The following is a 14,980-nucleotide window of genomic DNA, read 5'->3' as shown; positions in this document are numbered from 1 at the left end:
CAATCGGACCGGCCTCCTGGTCATCCACCGGGCGCGGCGGGCTGACCGTGCCCGACGACTACGCCGCAGCGTCCTGCACCAGCGCGATCTGCTTGTTGAGCAGCTCGACCATGACCGCCTCGTCCGAGTTGTTCCAGTTCGCGGCGTTCTCACCGGTGAGGGTGATCTGAACGCTCACGGTGGTGCCGTCGACGTACGCGCCGGTGGACCGGATGGTGATCGGAACCGTCTGCTCTCCCACCGTCGCCGTACCCGTGCTGATGATGGTCTTGGCCGGCACGGTGGAACCTTCGACGTCCTGCACCGAGTTCTCCATCTCGGCAACGAGCTCGGTGCCGTCCTCGATCGGACCCCGCATGGTCATCGCCGGGCAGGTCTCGACCTGGCCCGCCACCGTCTCAAGGTCACTGGTCTCACCCATGATCACCTGGGTCTCGATCGAGGTCCCGTCCTCCATCTCGTACTCGACCCGAGCGCGGTCGTACTCGTCTGTGCTGTCCTCTTCCTCGACGATCGCCGCACAGTTGGCCGGGGTGACCTCGGGATCGCTCGACTGGTCGGCGTCGATGGCGGCCTTGTCGAGGATGACGTACTCACCGGTGCCCGGGAAGTCCGATTCCGAGAGCATCAGATCCTCGACACGGACATCGGGCTGCGCGGGGGTGGCTTCGACAGCGGACGACTCCGCGGCACCGGTGGACGATTCCGCGTCGCCGTTCGAGTCGTCCGTGCATGCTGAGAGTGCCAAAAGCGCTGCCGCGCAAAGCGTCACCGCTGCTCCGCCGTGGGAAAGTCTGAGGTTCATGGATCGAACATAGCGACCGAAACGGCCCCGGACACCGGATGTCCGTTGAATGACCGACCGCACGGGTGGCCCGGAAACACCCTCCGTGAACAGGGGAAACAACCGGTCGCGGACAACATGAAAGACTGGTCGGGTGACTTCATGGAACGCACCACTGGCACCGGGCCCGTTGCACGCGACGGTGACCCTGCCCGGGAGCAAGTCGATCACCAACCGTGCCCTGGTGCTGGCGGCACAGGCCGACGGTCCGTCCACCGTCTCCGGCACGCTCCGCAGTCGCGACACCGACCTCATGCTCGACGCACTGGCCGCCCTCGGGGTCGGGGTCGAGGCGGACCCCGATGATCCGACCACGGTGAGGATCACACCCGGCCCGCTGCACGCCGCGACGATCGACTGCGGTCTGGCCGGAACCGTCATGCGCTTCGTGCCGCCCCTGGCCGCCTCGGCGCGCGGGCCGGTGCACTTCGACGGCGACGAGCAGGCCCGGTCACGGCCGCTGCACACCATTCTCGACGCGCTGCGCGACCTCGATGTCAAGGTCGACGGGGATGCCCTGCCGTTCACCATCGAGGCCACCGGATCAGTCCGTGGCGGTCCGGTCACCATCGACGCGTCCGCCTCTTCGCAGTTCGTCTCCGGGTTGCTCCTCTCCGGCGCGGGCTTCACCGAAGGCGTCACGATCACCCACTCGGGCACGCCCGTTCCGTCGATGCCCCACATCGAGATGACCATCGAGATGCTCGCGGAGGCCGGGGTTGTCGTGGACACCTCGGTCCCCGACCGCTGGCACATCGCTCCGGGTCCGGTCCGCGCGGTGAACTGGCAGATCGAACCGGATCTGTCGAACGCGGCAGCCTTTCTCGCCGCCGCAGCCGTGGCCGGCGGCAGCGTCAGCGTTCCGCGGTGGCCCAGTGCCACCACCCAGCCCGGAGCCGCGATCGTCGACATCCTCGAGGCGATGGGCTGTGTCACCGGCCTGGCCGCCGGACTGCTGACCGTCACCGGACCCGAAGTGCTGCAAGGCATCACCTGGGACATGAGCGCCATCGGAGAGTTGACCCCAACGGTGGCCGCGCTCTGCGCACTCGCCGAGGGCACCTCGACACTGTCCGGCGTGGCACATCTCCGCGGACACGAAACCGACCGGCTGTATGCGCTGCGCACCGAGATCAACCGCCTCGGGGGGGCCTGCCGCGAGACCGACGACGGGCTGATCATCGAACCGGCACCATTGCACGGTGGCCTCTGGCATTCGTACGCCGATCATCGGATGGCAACTGCCGGAGCCCTGATCGGGTTGGTGACCGAGGGCGTCGACGTCGACGACATCGAGACCACGGCCAAGACACTGCCGGACTTTCCGGCCATGTGGGCGAGGATGATCAGCGCTTGAGCAAACGGGAGTACGACGAATCCGACGTCCGGATACGCCCGGGCCGGAGTAGTCGGCCGCGCACCAAGACCCGCCCCACCCACGACGACGCGGCCACCGCGATGGTGGTCTCCGTCGACCGCGGCCGGTGGGGTGTCGTGCTCGAAGACAACCAGGACACCCGGGTCGTCTGCATGCGCGCCCGAGAGCTCGGCCGCACCCCGATCGTCGTCGGCGACGACGTGTCGGTGGTCGGTGACCTGTCGGGCAAACCCGATACGCTGGCCCGGATCGTGCGGGTCGCCCCGCGGCGAACCGTGTTGCGGCGCACCGCCGATGACACCGATCCGTATGAACGGATCGTGGTGGCCAACGCCGATCAACTGCTGATCGTCACGGCCCTGGCCGATCCCCCACCGCGGACCGGGTTTGTCGAACGAGCGCTGGCCGCAGCCTATGTCGGCGGACTGCAGCCGGTTCTGTGTCTGACGAAGAGCGACCTGGCCGACCCGGAATCGTTCCGGTCGTCCTTCGCCGACCTCGATCTACCGGTACTGATCGCCGGCCGCGACGATCCGCTTGAGCCGGCCCAGAAACTGCTCGCGGGTAAGGTCACCGCGCTCATCGGCCACAGTGGGGTCGGCAAGTCGACCCTGGTGAATCGTCTTGTGCCCGACGCCTATCGGGCCACGGCTGTCGTGTCCGGCGTCGGCAAGGGACGGCACACGTCCACCCAGTCGGTCGTCCTGCCACTGCCCGGCGGTGGCTGGGTGGTGGACACCCCCGGCATCCGCTCGTTCGGCCTGGCGCACATCGGCCCCGAGGACGTGATCAAGGCGTTCGACGATCTGAGCGAGACGATCAAAGACTGCCCGCGCGGCTGCACGCATCTCGGACCGCCCGCCGACCCCGAGTGCGCCCTCGACTCCCTGACCGGCCAACACCATCGCCGGGCCATGGCAGTTCGCGAACTCATCAGCGCACTGAGCGTGGCCAACCACTGGGATTGACCGGCTCCCACAACGCACAAACCCACCTGTTCCGGCCCTACCCACCTGTCATGACAGGTGGATGGGACCGGAACAGGTGGGTTCGCGGAGACTAACTGGCGCGCAATGTCTTTCGACGCGCCTTGACCTCGGCGATAGCGGTCTTGAGGCCCTCACGTCTGCCTTCGCCGGCCGCCACGATCCGCTTTCCACGGTCGGCCGCAGCCGCCCGGAGACCGGCAAACCTCTTCTCCGAGGCCGTTTCCGGCGCGTCATCAGCGGTGGCGATCAGGTACTTGTCCGGCAGCGACAGCTTCGCGATCGTCCGGAATGTCTGCCAGTACTGCACCAGGATCGGACCCGTGGTGTACGGCAGGTCGTACTTCTCGCACAACTGGCGCACCCGCACCGAGATGTCGGCGTACCGGTTGGACGGCAGGTCGGGAAAGAGATGGTGTTCGATCTGGTAGCAGAGATTGCCACTCATGAACGCCATCGCCGGGCCCGCATTGAAGTTCGCCGATCCCAGCATCTGCCGCAGGTACCACTGGCCCTGCGTCTCGTCGACCAGTGACTCCTCGGTGAACTTCTCCGCACCATCGGGGAAATGCCCACAGAAGATGACCAGATAGGCCCATAGGTTGCGGGCGAGATTGGCGGTCAGGTTGGCCGTCAGAGTCTTTCGCGCCGCCTTGCCCGACAGCAAGGGGAAGATCACAAAATCCTTGGCCATCTGCCGGATGATCTTCTTGCTGAAGTCCTTGATCTGCGGGACCGCGATCTCCGCCGGCTTCTTGCCCTCGAGATAGTCCTTCAGCTCGATGTCGTGCAGCCCGATGCCCCACTCGAAGGTGGCGGCCAGGAACAGGTTCGCGAGCACCTGGTAGGAGTGCTTCCACTGCCATTCCTCGTCGCGGGTCACCCGCAGCAGTCGATAGCCGATGTCGTGATCCATGTCCATCACGTTGGTGTACTTGTGATGAATGTAGTTGTGGGAGTGCTTCCAGTGACCCGAGTAACAGACCATGTCCCATTCCCAGGACGTGGAGTGGACCTCGGGATCGTTCATCCAATCCCACTGGCCGTGCATGACGTTGTGGCCGAGCTCCATGTTCTCGATGATCTTCGCAGCCGAGAGAAGCGCCGTGCCCGACCACCAGAAGAACCGGTTCCGGCTGCCCAACAACGCAATCCGGCCACTCACCTCGAGCACACGCTGGGCCATGATGGTGCGCCGCAGATATGTCGCATCCCGAACGCCGCGATCGGATTCGATCTCCCGTCGCAGGGCGTCCAGTTCGGCGCCGAGCGCCTCCACATCCGATTCGGTCAGATGTGTGTATTCGTTGATATCACTGATTGCCATCGTGCCTGGTAACTCCTTGCTGGCGTTGATCCCCGGGCCGGGTGAGCATCGCGCTCACGGCCATACGCCATAGTTCTTCTTCAGCGTACGGCCTTCGGACGCGGCAGGCCGATCAGGCAGCCCGCGCATCCTTCGGCCGGCCCTGACCGATGATGCCCGCCACCGGTGAGCGACGCCGACGCAGCCTGTCCATCGCGGTGCGCAGTCCCTTCCGACGACCCGTGCTCGGGTCGATCGTCGCAGCAAGCCGCTGCTCGGGGTCGGTCTTGAACCGGAGCTCCGATGCCGTCTCGGGGGCGTCGTCGACGGTGCCCTTCAGGTACTTGTTCGGCAGCGACAGCTTCGCGATCGTCCGCCAGGACTTCGCGTACTGCAGCAGGAACGGGCCGGTGGTGTACGGGAGATCGTATTTGTCGCACAGGGCCCGAACCCGGACGGCGATCTCTGCGTACCGGTTGGACGGCAGGTCGGGGAACAGGTGGTGCTCGATCTGGTAGCTGAGGTTTCCGCTCATGAACGCCAACGGCTTGCCGCAGTTGAAGTTCGCGCTGCCCAGCATCTGCCGCAGGTACCAGTGGGCCTGCGACTCGTCTTCGAGATCCTGCTTGGTGAACTTCTCGGCCCCGTCGGGAAAATGTCCACAGAAGATGACCGCGTTGGTCCAGATGTTGCGAATCGTGTTGGCAGCAAACGTCGCAGTGATCGCCCGGACCCAGCTCTTGCGCGAACGCGTCACCGCACCCACCATGGCCGGGTAGACCACGTAGTCCTTGCCGACCTGACGGCCGACCTTGATCCCGACGTCGCGCAGATCCTTCTTGAAGGCTTCTTTGTCCGGGTGCTTGCCCGCGGCCACCCGGCCGAGCTCGAGATGCTGCACCGCAACGCCGTACTGGAAGAACAGCATCAGCAGGGTGTTGTAGGCGATGTTGCCGAGATTGAAGGGCTTCCAACGCTGGTCGCGGGTGACCCGGATCAGGCCGTAGCCCACATCGTCGTCCATCCCGAGCACGTTGGTGTACTTGTGATGGATGTAGTTGTGGGTGTGCTTCCAGTGCGCGGACGGACCGGTGTTGTCCCATTCCCATCCGGTGGAGTGCACCTCCGGATCGTTCATCCAATCCCACTGCCCGTGCATGACGTTGTGGCCGAGCTCCATGTTCTCCACGATCTTGGAGACGCCGAGCACGCCGGCGCCCAGGGCCCAGACCTTACGGTTGGCGGCGCCGAACAGCAGCGCACGGCCGGACAGCTCGAGTCCGCGCTGGAAGCGGATGGCATTGCGGATATAGGTGGCGTCACGCTCACCGCGCTCGTTCTCGATGTCGCGGCGGATGGCGTCGAGCTCACGACCAAGTGCCTCCACGTCGGCCTCGGTCAGGTGCGCGTACTCCGGAATGTCGGTAATTGCCACCGCTTCGAACCTCTCGTCGGGGGTAATAATCCGAGGTCAGTGCTTATGGCAACGAACCTACGGACTGGTAACTTACGCAATCGTAGGTTACGGTCCGGGAGGTGTCCAGAGGTAGGTGAGACTGATCTCACCTGTCCCCGGGTGGGCAAGAAACCGGGCATCCGGGCTATGCTGACTGAGTACTTCGCGCAAGATGCGCGGAACCGTCGTGGAACTGCTTCCTCGCGATGTGGCCCCCAGGGAAACCCGGACCACACTCAATCGCGAGTTGATCAACCCCACTGAGCTATTCACACGGCGATCGTTACTGCCCACCGGCCTGCGGTGTCCGACATCCGTCGGCCAGCAGATCAGGGCAGTCGCGCCACCCAGCGGTGAATCGTGCTCGAGACGCCGCGTAAATCAGAAACGTGATTCTTTGAATTCTGTATCCAGTCCTGCCACAACAACTTTCGCCGAGCTCGGTGTTCCCCCGCGCCTGGTCAAGGCACTGACCGCCGGTGGCATCACCGCCCCGTTCCCGATCCAGGCCGACACCCTTCCCGACAGCTTGGCCGGACGCGACGTCCTCGGCCGCGGAAAGACCGGCAGTGGCAAGACGCTCGCCTTCTCCATCCCGCTCGTCGCCCGGCTCTCCGCCGGAGCACCCGCCGGCGCCGGCCGCCCCCGCGGCCTGATCCTGGCCCCGACCCGCGAGCTCGCCACCCAGATCACCGCCGTGGTCCAGCCGATGGCCCAGGCCCTCGGCCTGACCGTGACCACCATCTTCGGTGGCGTCCCCCAGGGTCGCCAGGCTTCGGCACTGCGCGCCGGCGTCGACATCGTGGTGGCCTGCCCCGGCCGCCTCGAAGACCTCATGCGCCAGCGCCTCGTGCGTCTGGACCGCGTCGAGATCTCCATCCTCGACGAGGCGGACCATATGGCCGACCTGGGCTTTTTGCCCGGCGTCACCCGCATCCTGACCGCCACCCCCGAAGGCGGCCAGCGGCTGCTGTTCTCGGCAACGCTCGACAACGGCGTCGACAAGCTGGTCAAGCGTTTCCTGAACCAGCCGGTCATGCACTCGGTCGACGAGGCCACCTCGCACGTCTCGGCGATGACGCACCACATCTATGAGGTCGCCGGTGCCGATGCCAAGAAGGGCGTCGTCTTCGCACTCGCCTCCGGCCGTGGCCGTCGCATCCTGTTCATGCGGACCAAGCACCAGGCCCGCAAGCTGGCCAAGCAGCTGACCGACGCCGGCATCCCCAGCGTCGACCTACACGGCAACCTCTCGCAGGGTGCCCGCGACCGCAACCTTCTCGCGTTCTCCAGCGGCAAGGCACGCGTCCTGGTCGCCACCGACGTTGCTGCCCGTGGCGTGCACGTCGATGACGTCGAACTCGTCGTCCACGTCGACCCGCCGGCCGAGCACAAGGCGTACCTGCACCGTTCGGGCCGTACCGCTCGTGCGGGCAGCGCCGGTGACGTCGTCACCCTGACCCTGCCGGAGCAGCGTCGCGACATGTCGCAGCTGCTGCGCAAGGCCGCCATCAAGGCGACCCCGATCCGGGTGACCGCCGAGTCGGCAGAGCTCAAGACCCTGGTCGGCGAGACCGCCGATCTGATCGCCCCGCCTGCGGTCACCTCGGTTCCCAACCGTTCGGTGAAGTCGCCGGGCAGCCGCAGCACCGCCGGTCGCCGCCCGCGTCCCACCGCCGACGGATCGGCACCGTACGAGGGCCGCGGCCGCGGCCAGAGCGCCCGCTCGCAGGCCGGCCGCGCAGCAGGTCATTCGGAAGGTGGCCGTAGCCGCGGATCGTCGCAGGGTGGCGGCGCACGTCGCAGCCAGCCGCATTCGAGCAGCGCCCGCTAGTCTTTCGGAAAATCTCAAAGAAGTGGGGCCCGAGTTGAAGAACTCGGGCCCCACTTTTTTGTCGGTGTCAGGTCAGACCTCGAGGGTGCAATCCCCGGCCGCAACACTGATACACGTCTGGATTCGTTCTCCGGCAACATGTTCCGCACCGCTGCGCAGGTCCCGGACGACGCCCTTGTCGAGCATCACCACACAGCTCTGACAAATACCCATCCGGCATCCGAACGGCATCTGGACACCGGCGTCCTCACCGGCGGTCATCAATGTGGTCGCACCGTCGACACTCGCGGTACGCCCGGTCTTCGAGAAGGTGACCGTGCCGCCTTCGGCACCGACCTCACCGCGCTCGAGAGCAAATCGCTCGATGTGCAGATGGTCACGCAGGCCGGCCTGTGTCCACTTCTGGGTCAGCGAATCCAGCAAGGCCGCCGGACCACATGCCCACGTCTGTCGCTGCGCCCAATCGGGGCACAGTGTGTCGAGCGCCGCCGGATCGATCTTGCCCTCGGCACGCGTCCGCTGGATGTGCACCCGCAGCAGACCGTCGGCCTCGAACTGCTTGAGCTCATCGGCGAACATCAGGTCCTTGTCGGTCGGAACCGAATGGATCAGTTGGACGTCGGTGTGCTGTTTGCGTGATGCCATCGTCCGCAGCATCGACATGATCGGCGTGATGCCGCTGCCCGCGGTGACGAACAACAGTTTCTCCGGGAGCTCCGCCGGAAGGACGAACTCCCCCTGGGGCGGGGCCAGCCGCACCACGGTGCCCGGCGCGAGACCGTTCACCAGGTGTCCGGACAGGAAACCCTCGGCCATCGCCTTCACCGTGATCGACACGACCTTGCCATGGGTGTCGGAGGTGGTCTGCGGTACCGATGTCAGCGAGTACGACCGCCAGGTCCAGCGGCCCTCGACCAGGACACCGATACCCATGTACTGGCCGGGCTGGTAGTCGAACGAGAATCCCCAGCCCGGCTTGATGACAAGTGTTGCCGAATCATCGGTTTCGGGCCGGACCTCGACGATCTTGCCGCGCAGTTCCCGCGCCGACCACAACGGATTGGCCAGATGCAGGTAGTCGTCGGGCAGCAGCGGTGTGGTGACCCGCGCCGCTGCGGCACGAACCAGATTCACCGCTCGGCTACGGCTCGCGATATCGCGAACCGGCTCCTCGAATCGTTCACGCCAACCCATCAGATATCTCCATTCGACAAGCTGTTGCGAGCTCCGCCTTCGGCTTCGTCTCGGCTCCATTTTGCTGCTAACTTACGCTACCGTAGGTTAGGGTCCGAACACAGCGCGAGAGGCTCGCATCACTGCGCGGACGAGCATTCCGTTCAGAGCAGTTCCAGCAGGAAAGGGAGCTCCTGGGTGGCGTACCAGCCCAGGTCGAAATCTTCGACATCGCCGATGGCGAGTTCGGCATCCTCGTCACCGAGATCTGCGGCATCGACGACCTCCATGGCCCGCAGCACCTTCTCCTCCGCGTCGCTGCCATCGACCAGCAGGGATGCGACCGCCGAAAGCGGAACCACCCGAGAAGTTTTCACCACCGCGACATCGAGATCGGGACGAAGCTTCACCTCGTCGACGTCGGCGGCGATCACCACCCGCCGGGGCGGCAGCGGCGTGGCGCTCTCGGAGTCGTCGTCCTTGTCACCGTCCTCGTCCTGTTCGGCGGCCAGAAGCCGGAGCGAGGCACGCGCGGCCTCCCGGATCGCCGCCTCGGCGAGCTCCTCGTCGTCACCGTCGAGGTACGACTCACGCAGCGCAGGTGTGAGCGCAAACGCCGTTCCGCCGACCGGCACGAACTCACCGGTGGTGTTCAGTTCTGTCAGCATCGACAGGGTGGCGGGCAGATAGATTCTCATCGGGCCTTTCCAGGGAGGGAACGCGGTGGGGATGTCACCGTTGTGGGAGCAATTCTTCGAACGAGTCGGTGAGGTACTCGGCCATCGCGCCGAGATCCCACATCACCCGGCGATCGGCGTTGAAACCGAAGAAGATCCGGCCGTTGTACGACGTGAGCCCGATGGCCAGCGCACGCCGGCGGACCAGGGACGGGACGGGATAGATGGCCAGGATCTCGTTGCCACCGAGGTACTGTGCCGAGCGCGGACCGCGGGCGATGGTGACCGGAACATTGAAGGATCGGCGCGACAACGACGCCGCCGCCCGCGCGCTCATCGCATGGAACGTGGCAGGCCCGATCTCCGGGATCCACGGTTCGACCGCCGCCGACCAGTTGCGGCCCGAGTGTGAGTGCCGCTCCGCCAGTTGCGCGACCTGTGAGAGCCGAACCGCCGGATTCGGTTCTCCCACCGGCAGATCCGTGACGAAGCCGTGTAGTCCGCCGACCATCCACGATGCGGACGAGGACTCCCCCTGCGCATCGAGATCGGAATCGAACTCGGGTTCGTCCGCCCCCGCCGGGTACGCCGACAACGGCACCATGACACGCACGGTCTCCACTTGATCGACGGCCAGTGACCGCGAGAGCAGCCAGCGCCGGATCGCACCCGCGATGGCCGCGAGGAGCACATCGTTGGGGGTACAACCGTGACGCTCGGCGATGTCCACACAGTCCTCGGCGGAACAGGACGCGACGGTGAACCGGCGGGTGGGGGCCGTGGCACCGTTCAGTGGGCTCGACGGGGCGGAGGTGGTGGCCATCTTCATCACCGATTCGACGCGGCGGAACGCACCGGCGAGCGCTTGGCCCGCCGAGGCCAGCTGATTGGACGCCGCCCGCACCTGGTCGACCATCTCCCAGGGCCGGGTCACGACGTCGGTGATCGCACCGACCACCAGTTCGCGAGAACCCGGCTCACGGTCGGGCAGCCACAGGTCCTCGGGCATCGGTGGTGGCTCGCGGGTGTCGTCGACGATGATCTGATTGATCTCGAAGGCCTCGGATCCGTCGACCAGGGAGCGATGGGTCTTGGTCAGGACCGCCATCCGGTCATCGGACAATCCCTCGACCAGGTACATCTCCCACAGCGGCCGGGTGCGCTCCAGCGGGCGCGACATCAGCCTGGCGACCAGATCGTGGAGCTGGTCGTCGGCGCCCGGACTGGGCAGTGCGGAGCGGCGGACGTGGTAGGTGATGTCGAACTCGTGGTCGTCGACCCACACCGGGCGGGCCAGACCGAGCGTGACCTCACGGATCTTCTTCCGATACCGCGGGACGAGCTGCAATCGGCTCTCGACGGTACGCAGCAATCCCTGGTAGTCCAGGCCATCCGGCCGGCGCTCGAGGATCAGCAGAGAACCCACCTGCGTGGTCGAACCGCGGTCATCGAGGTAGTAGTACATCGAATCCTGAGGCGAGAGCCGGTTCACAGCGCCAATCGTAACCGGCGGGTCCGCGCCCGCTCTCCGCGAACCGCTTGCCGAGCGCCGGTCATCGAACCTCCCGGGCCCGGACCGGCCTCATCCGACACTCACCGACACCAGGACGCATCGTCGCGCCTTACGCCGCGGGCCGCCGGGCGTCGACGCACGGATGGGCATCAGTCGACGCTCGACGCGAGCGCCCATCGCCTGGACGCGCTCTCCCCGGCGGTACACGACGGTGATCTCGGCGATGTCCGAGCTGGTGTGCTGGGTGTGCAGGCGTAGCAGCGTGCAGGCCGGTCCCCTCGCCTGATCGGCGAGCAACACCCGGAATTGATCGGCGATCTTCGGTACCGCCACCTCCGCCAGATGAGCGAACGGCCGCCTGCCGCCCAAGACCTCCAGCAGGACCGTGGTGGCGTGGATGGCGAAGCGCCGCAGCTCGACGTCGACGGGTTCGGGCGGCGCTACCGCGGTGCGCCGGGCCGCGAGGACTTCGACTCCGGAACCCGATTCCGGCACCACCGGACCAGGCCCGAGACCCAGCGGCGGCGTCTCGCTGAAGGGCACCCGGGTGATCCGCAGACCACCGATCCCCCCGACCGCGTCCTCGTCGGTCTCGGCGATATCGGTTGTTGTCATGGCGCCCCCCGGGCCGTGTCTGCGACCGGCGACAACCCGGCCCGATAGCCGGAGAACCCGGATACCAGCAGTACGACGTGCACTGCGCGTTCCTGGTTCCTTCGGAACCGGAACGGGGGTATCCGGGTTCTACGGGGCGTTCACGCCCAGCGCTGGTCGTTCCGCGCGTTGTTGGCGGGTGTCAGTGCTTCTTGCGGGTCTTGGGCGGCTTCGCGCCACCCTTGGATCCCGACCGCGCAGCTGCGCGGCGTTCCTTGCGGGTACCGGCCTGTCCATCGGTGGAACCGCCGGCGGTTCCGCTGGACCGGCGCACCGTGGTGCCACCGGTTTCGGACGGACCGCTGAACGTCAGACCGGCATTGGCCGAGCCGTCGTCGATTCCCTTGGCCCGCAACGCTGCCGGGGCCGCCGGTGCGACCGGGCGAGCCGGAGCGGCCTGCTCGGTGGGCAACGGCGCCGGGGCGGCCGGTGCCTTCGACATCGACGGCGGAGCCGCGGCCGCGGCCGCCGCCGGCTGTGCCGGGGTGGCTTCGACGCTGACGTTGAACAGGAATCCGACCGACTCCTCCTTCAGTCCGTCGAGCATGCCGATGAACATGTCGTACCCTTCGCGCTGGTACTCCACCACCGGGTCGCGCTGCGCCATCGACCGCAGGTGGATACCTTCCCGCAGGTAGTCCATCTCGTAGAGGTGGTCACGCCACTTGCGGTCCAGAACGCTGAGCAGGATGGTGCGTTCGAGCTGACGCATCGCAGTGGGACCGGCGATCGATTCGATTTCCTTCTCGCGCCTCGCGTACGCCTCCAGGGCGTCGGTCACCAGGATCTCGCGCAGTTCCTCTGAGGTGATGTCCTTGCGTTCACCGAACTCGTTCTCCTCGAACAGGACCTTGTAGTCCAGCTCGATCGGGTAGAGCGTCCGCATAGCGGTCCAGAGCTGATCGAGATCCCAGTCCTCGGTGTAACCCTCGGACGTGGCGCCGACGACGTAGGCTCCCACAACGTCTTCGATCATCCGTTTGACCTGTTCGCTGTGATCCTCACCCTCGAGGATCGTGCGACGCTCGGCGTAGATGACCTTGCGCTGCTGGTTCATCACCTCGTCGTACTTGAGGACGTTCTTGCGGATCTCGAAGTTCTGCTGCTCGACCTGGGTCTGCGCGCTGCGGATGGCCTTGGTGACCATCTTCGCCTCGATCGGGACGTCGTCGGGCAGGTTCACCCGGTTCATGATCGATTCGAGGGCGGCGCCGTTGAACCGGCGCATCAGGCTGTCACCGAGCGAGAGATAGAACCGGGACTCGCCGGCATCGCCCTGACGGCCGGAGCGGCCACGGAGCTGATCGTCGATACGCCGTGATTCGTGGCGCTCGGTGCCCAGCACGTACAGGCCGCCGGCTGCCTTCACCTTCTCCGCGTCCTCGGCGACCTCGGCCTTGACCGCTGCGAGCACCTCGTCCCAGGCGGCCTCGTACTCGTCCGGGGTCTCCACCGGATCCAGACCGGCCTTGCGCAGGCGGATGTCGGCCAGGATGTCGGGGTTACCGCCGAGCACGACGTCGGTACCACGGCCTGCCATGTTGGTGGCGACGGTGACCGCACCACTGCGGCCGGCCTCGGCGATGATCTGGGCTTCTTGTTCGTGGAACTTCGCGTTGAGCACGTTGTGCGGGATGCCACGCTTCTTGAGCTGGCGGGCCAGATACTCCGACCGTTCCACACTGGTGGTACCGATCAGGACGGGCTGACCCTTTTGGTGGCGCTCGGTGATGTCGTCGACCACCGCGTCGAACTTCGCCTCTTCGGTCTTGTAGATCAGGTCGGTCTGATCCACCCGGAGCATGGGCTTGTTCGTCGGGATCGGCAGCACACCCAACTTGTAGATCTGGTCGAGCTCTGCGGCCTCGGTCTGGGCCGTACCGGTCATGCCCGAGAGCTTCTCGTACATCCGGAAGTAGTTCTGCAGGGTGATCGTGGCCAGGGTCTGGTTCTCGGCCTTGATCTCGACGCGCTCCTTGGCCTCGATGGCCTGGTGCAGTCCCTCGTTGAAGCGCCGACCCTCGAGCACGCGGCCGGTGAACTCGTCGACGATCAGGACCTCACCGTTACGGACGATGTAGTCCTTGTCGCGCTCGAAGAGTTCCTTGACCTTGATCGCATTGTTCAGGTAACTCACCAGCGGCGAGTTGGCGGCCTCGTACAGGTTGTCGATGCCCAACTGGTCCTCGACGAACTCGACACCCGCTTCATGCACACCGATCGTGCGCTTGCGGATGTCCACCTCGTAATGGACGTCTTTCTTCAAAAGCGGTGCGATGCGGGCGAATTCGGCATACCACTTGCTCGACGAATCGGCCGGACCCGAGATGATCAGCGGGGTCCGGGCCTCGTCGATCAGGATCGAGTCGACCTCGTCGACGACCGCGAAGGAGTGGCCCCGCTGGACCAGATCGCCGAGCGAATGGGCCATGTTGTCGCGCAGGTAGTCGAACCCGAACTCGTTGTTGGTGCCGTAGGTGATGTCGGCGGCATAGGCCTCACGACGCGCGGCCGGGGTCATCCCGGTCAGGATCACCGCGGTGTCCAGACCCAGGAAGCGGTGGACGCGGCCCATCCATTCGGAGTCGCGTTTGGCCAGGTAGTCGTTGACGGTGACGACGTGGACGCCCTCGCCCGCCAGGGCATTGAGATATGCGGGCAGAACACAGGTCAGGGTTTTGCCCTCACCGGTCTTCATCTCGGCGATGTTGCCGAAGTGCAGAGCGGCACCACCCATGATCTGGACGTGGAAGTGTTTCTGGGACAACACCCGCCATGCGGCTTCGCGAGCAACGGCGAAGGCCTCCGGCAGCAGGTCATCGAGGGTCTCACCGTCGGCAAGACGTTCCTTGAACTCATCGGTTTTTGCCCGGAGTTCGGCGTCTGACAAGGCCTCGGTCGCTTTGTCGAGCGTCTCCACATGCGTAGCGATTGCATCCAGGCGTTTGACCATCCGGCCTTCGCCGACGCGCAGCAGCTTGTTGAGCACTGGTAATTCCCTCGATCCGGTCGAATACACACGAAATCCGACCTGCAGATTCCCGCAGGTCGGACTCCATGGTAGCGAGCGCCTCGGCCACCTGACTCACGCGAGGCGAATCAGGGCATTCCGTCACGCTTTCAGAGCAGGTGATCCGGGCCCGCCCCGCGGTGCTTTCG

11 protein-coding genes are annotated in these 14,980 nt (G+C 65.8%); 3 read left to right on the top strand and 8 right to left on the bottom strand.

All coding sequences use genetic code 11. The features are described from left to right. Positions 1-58: 58 nt before the first annotated feature. Positions 59-805, bottom strand: coding sequence for a hypothetical protein (locus AC51GR_RS04270; RefSeq protein WP_496323386.1), 747 nt, complete (start codon positions 803-805; stop codon positions 59-61). A 133-nt stretch (positions 806-938) separates the two neighbouring features. Between AC51GR_RS04270 and aroA the strand changes: the two genes are divergently transcribed. Next, positions 939-2,201, top strand: a complete 1,263-nt coding sequence (aroA, locus tag AC51GR_RS04265; protein WP_496323385.1) for a 3-phosphoshikimate 1-carboxyvinyltransferase — start codon at positions 939-941, stop codon at positions 2,199-2,201. Continuing rightward, complete coding sequence (gene rsgA, locus AC51GR_RS04260) at positions 2,198-3,190, top strand: ribosome small subunit-dependent GTPase A (protein ID WP_496323384.1); 993 nt, start codon at positions 2,198-2,200, stop codon at positions 3,188-3,190. Before aroA ends, rsgA begins: the two co-directional genes overlap by 4 nt. A gap of 91 nt (positions 3,191-3,281) precedes the next feature. Here the strand turns inward: rsgA and AC51GR_RS04255 are convergent, their stop codons facing one another. Next, positions 3,282-4,535, bottom strand: coding sequence for a fatty acid desaturase family protein (locus AC51GR_RS04255; protein WP_496323383.1), 1,254 nt, complete (start codon positions 4,533-4,535; stop codon positions 3,282-3,284). A 112-nt stretch (positions 4,536-4,647) separates the two neighbouring features. Next, the gene (locus AC51GR_RS04250) at positions 4,648-5,949 is read right to left on the bottom strand and encodes a fatty acid desaturase family protein (RefSeq protein ID WP_496323382.1); all 1,302 of its coding nucleotides are present in this window, start codon (positions 5,947-5,949) and stop codon (positions 4,648-4,650) included. A gap of 418 nt (positions 5,950-6,367) precedes the next feature. On the opposite strand from AC51GR_RS04250, the gene AC51GR_RS04245 reads away from it, so the two are divergent. Continuing rightward, positions 6,368-7,804, top strand: a complete 1,437-nt coding sequence (locus tag AC51GR_RS04245) for a DEAD/DEAH box helicase (RefSeq protein ID WP_496323381.1) — start codon at positions 6,368-6,370, stop codon at positions 7,802-7,804. 72 nt (positions 7,805-7,876) lie between these two features. Here the strand turns inward: AC51GR_RS04245 and AC51GR_RS04240 are convergent, their stop codons facing one another. From AC51GR_RS04240 to secA, 5 genes are all read right to left on the bottom strand, one after another. After that, positions 7,877-8,998 carry a ferredoxin reductase gene (locus tag AC51GR_RS04240; RefSeq protein ID WP_496323380.1) on the bottom strand — a complete coding sequence of 374 codons (1,122 nt, stop codon included), beginning with the start codon at positions 8,996-8,998 and terminating at the stop codon, positions 7,877-7,879. A gap of 143 nt (positions 8,999-9,141) precedes the next feature. Beyond that, complete coding sequence (locus AC51GR_RS04235) at positions 9,142-9,675, bottom strand: DUF6912 family protein (RefSeq protein WP_496323379.1); 534 nt, start codon at positions 9,673-9,675, stop codon at positions 9,142-9,144. Between the two features lie 34 nt (positions 9,676-9,709). After that, complete coding sequence (locus tag AC51GR_RS04230; protein WP_496323378.1) at positions 9,710-11,146, bottom strand: wax ester/triacylglycerol synthase family O-acyltransferase; 1,437 nt, start codon at positions 11,144-11,146, stop codon at positions 9,710-9,712. A gap of 90 nt (positions 11,147-11,236) precedes the next feature. Next, positions 11,237-11,782, bottom strand: a complete 546-nt coding sequence (locus AC51GR_RS04225) for an Rv3235 family protein (protein ID WP_496323377.1) — start codon at positions 11,780-11,782, stop codon at positions 11,237-11,239. A gap of 181 nt (positions 11,783-11,963) precedes the next feature. Further along, the gene (gene secA / locus AC51GR_RS04220) at positions 11,964-14,810 is read right to left on the bottom strand and encodes a preprotein translocase subunit SecA (protein WP_496323376.1); all 2,847 of its coding nucleotides are present in this window, start codon (positions 14,808-14,810) and stop codon (positions 11,964-11,966) included. Between the last annotated feature and the right edge of the window lie 170 nt (positions 14,811-14,980).

It is taken from the genome of Williamsia sp. z71, assembly GCF_059553375.1.
The sequence above is the reverse complement of the archived record's forward strand: the minus strand, read 5'-3'. Positions and strand labels throughout refer to the sequence as shown.

Bases quoted from the DNA above. Each gene is read 5' to 3' on its own strand.
- AC51GR_RS04270 (WP_496323386.1), bottom strand. From the start codon at position 805: ATGAACCTCAGACTTTCCCACGGCGGAGCAGCGGTGACGCTTTGCGCG.
- AC51GR_RS04255 (WP_496323383.1), bottom strand. From the start codon at position 4,535: ATGGCAATCAGTGATATCAACGAATACACACATCTGACCGAATCGGAT.
- AC51GR_RS04240 (WP_496323380.1), bottom strand. From the start codon at position 8,998: ATGGGTTGGCGTGAACGATTCGAGGAGCCGGTTCGCGATATCGCGAGC.
- AC51GR_RS04235 (WP_496323379.1), bottom strand. From the start codon at position 9,675: ATGAGAATCTATCTGCCCGCCACCCTGTCGATGCTGACAGAACTGAAC.
- AC51GR_RS04225 (WP_496323377.1), bottom strand. From the start codon at position 11,782: ATGACAACAACCGATATCGCCGAGACCGACGAGGACGCGGTCGGGGGG.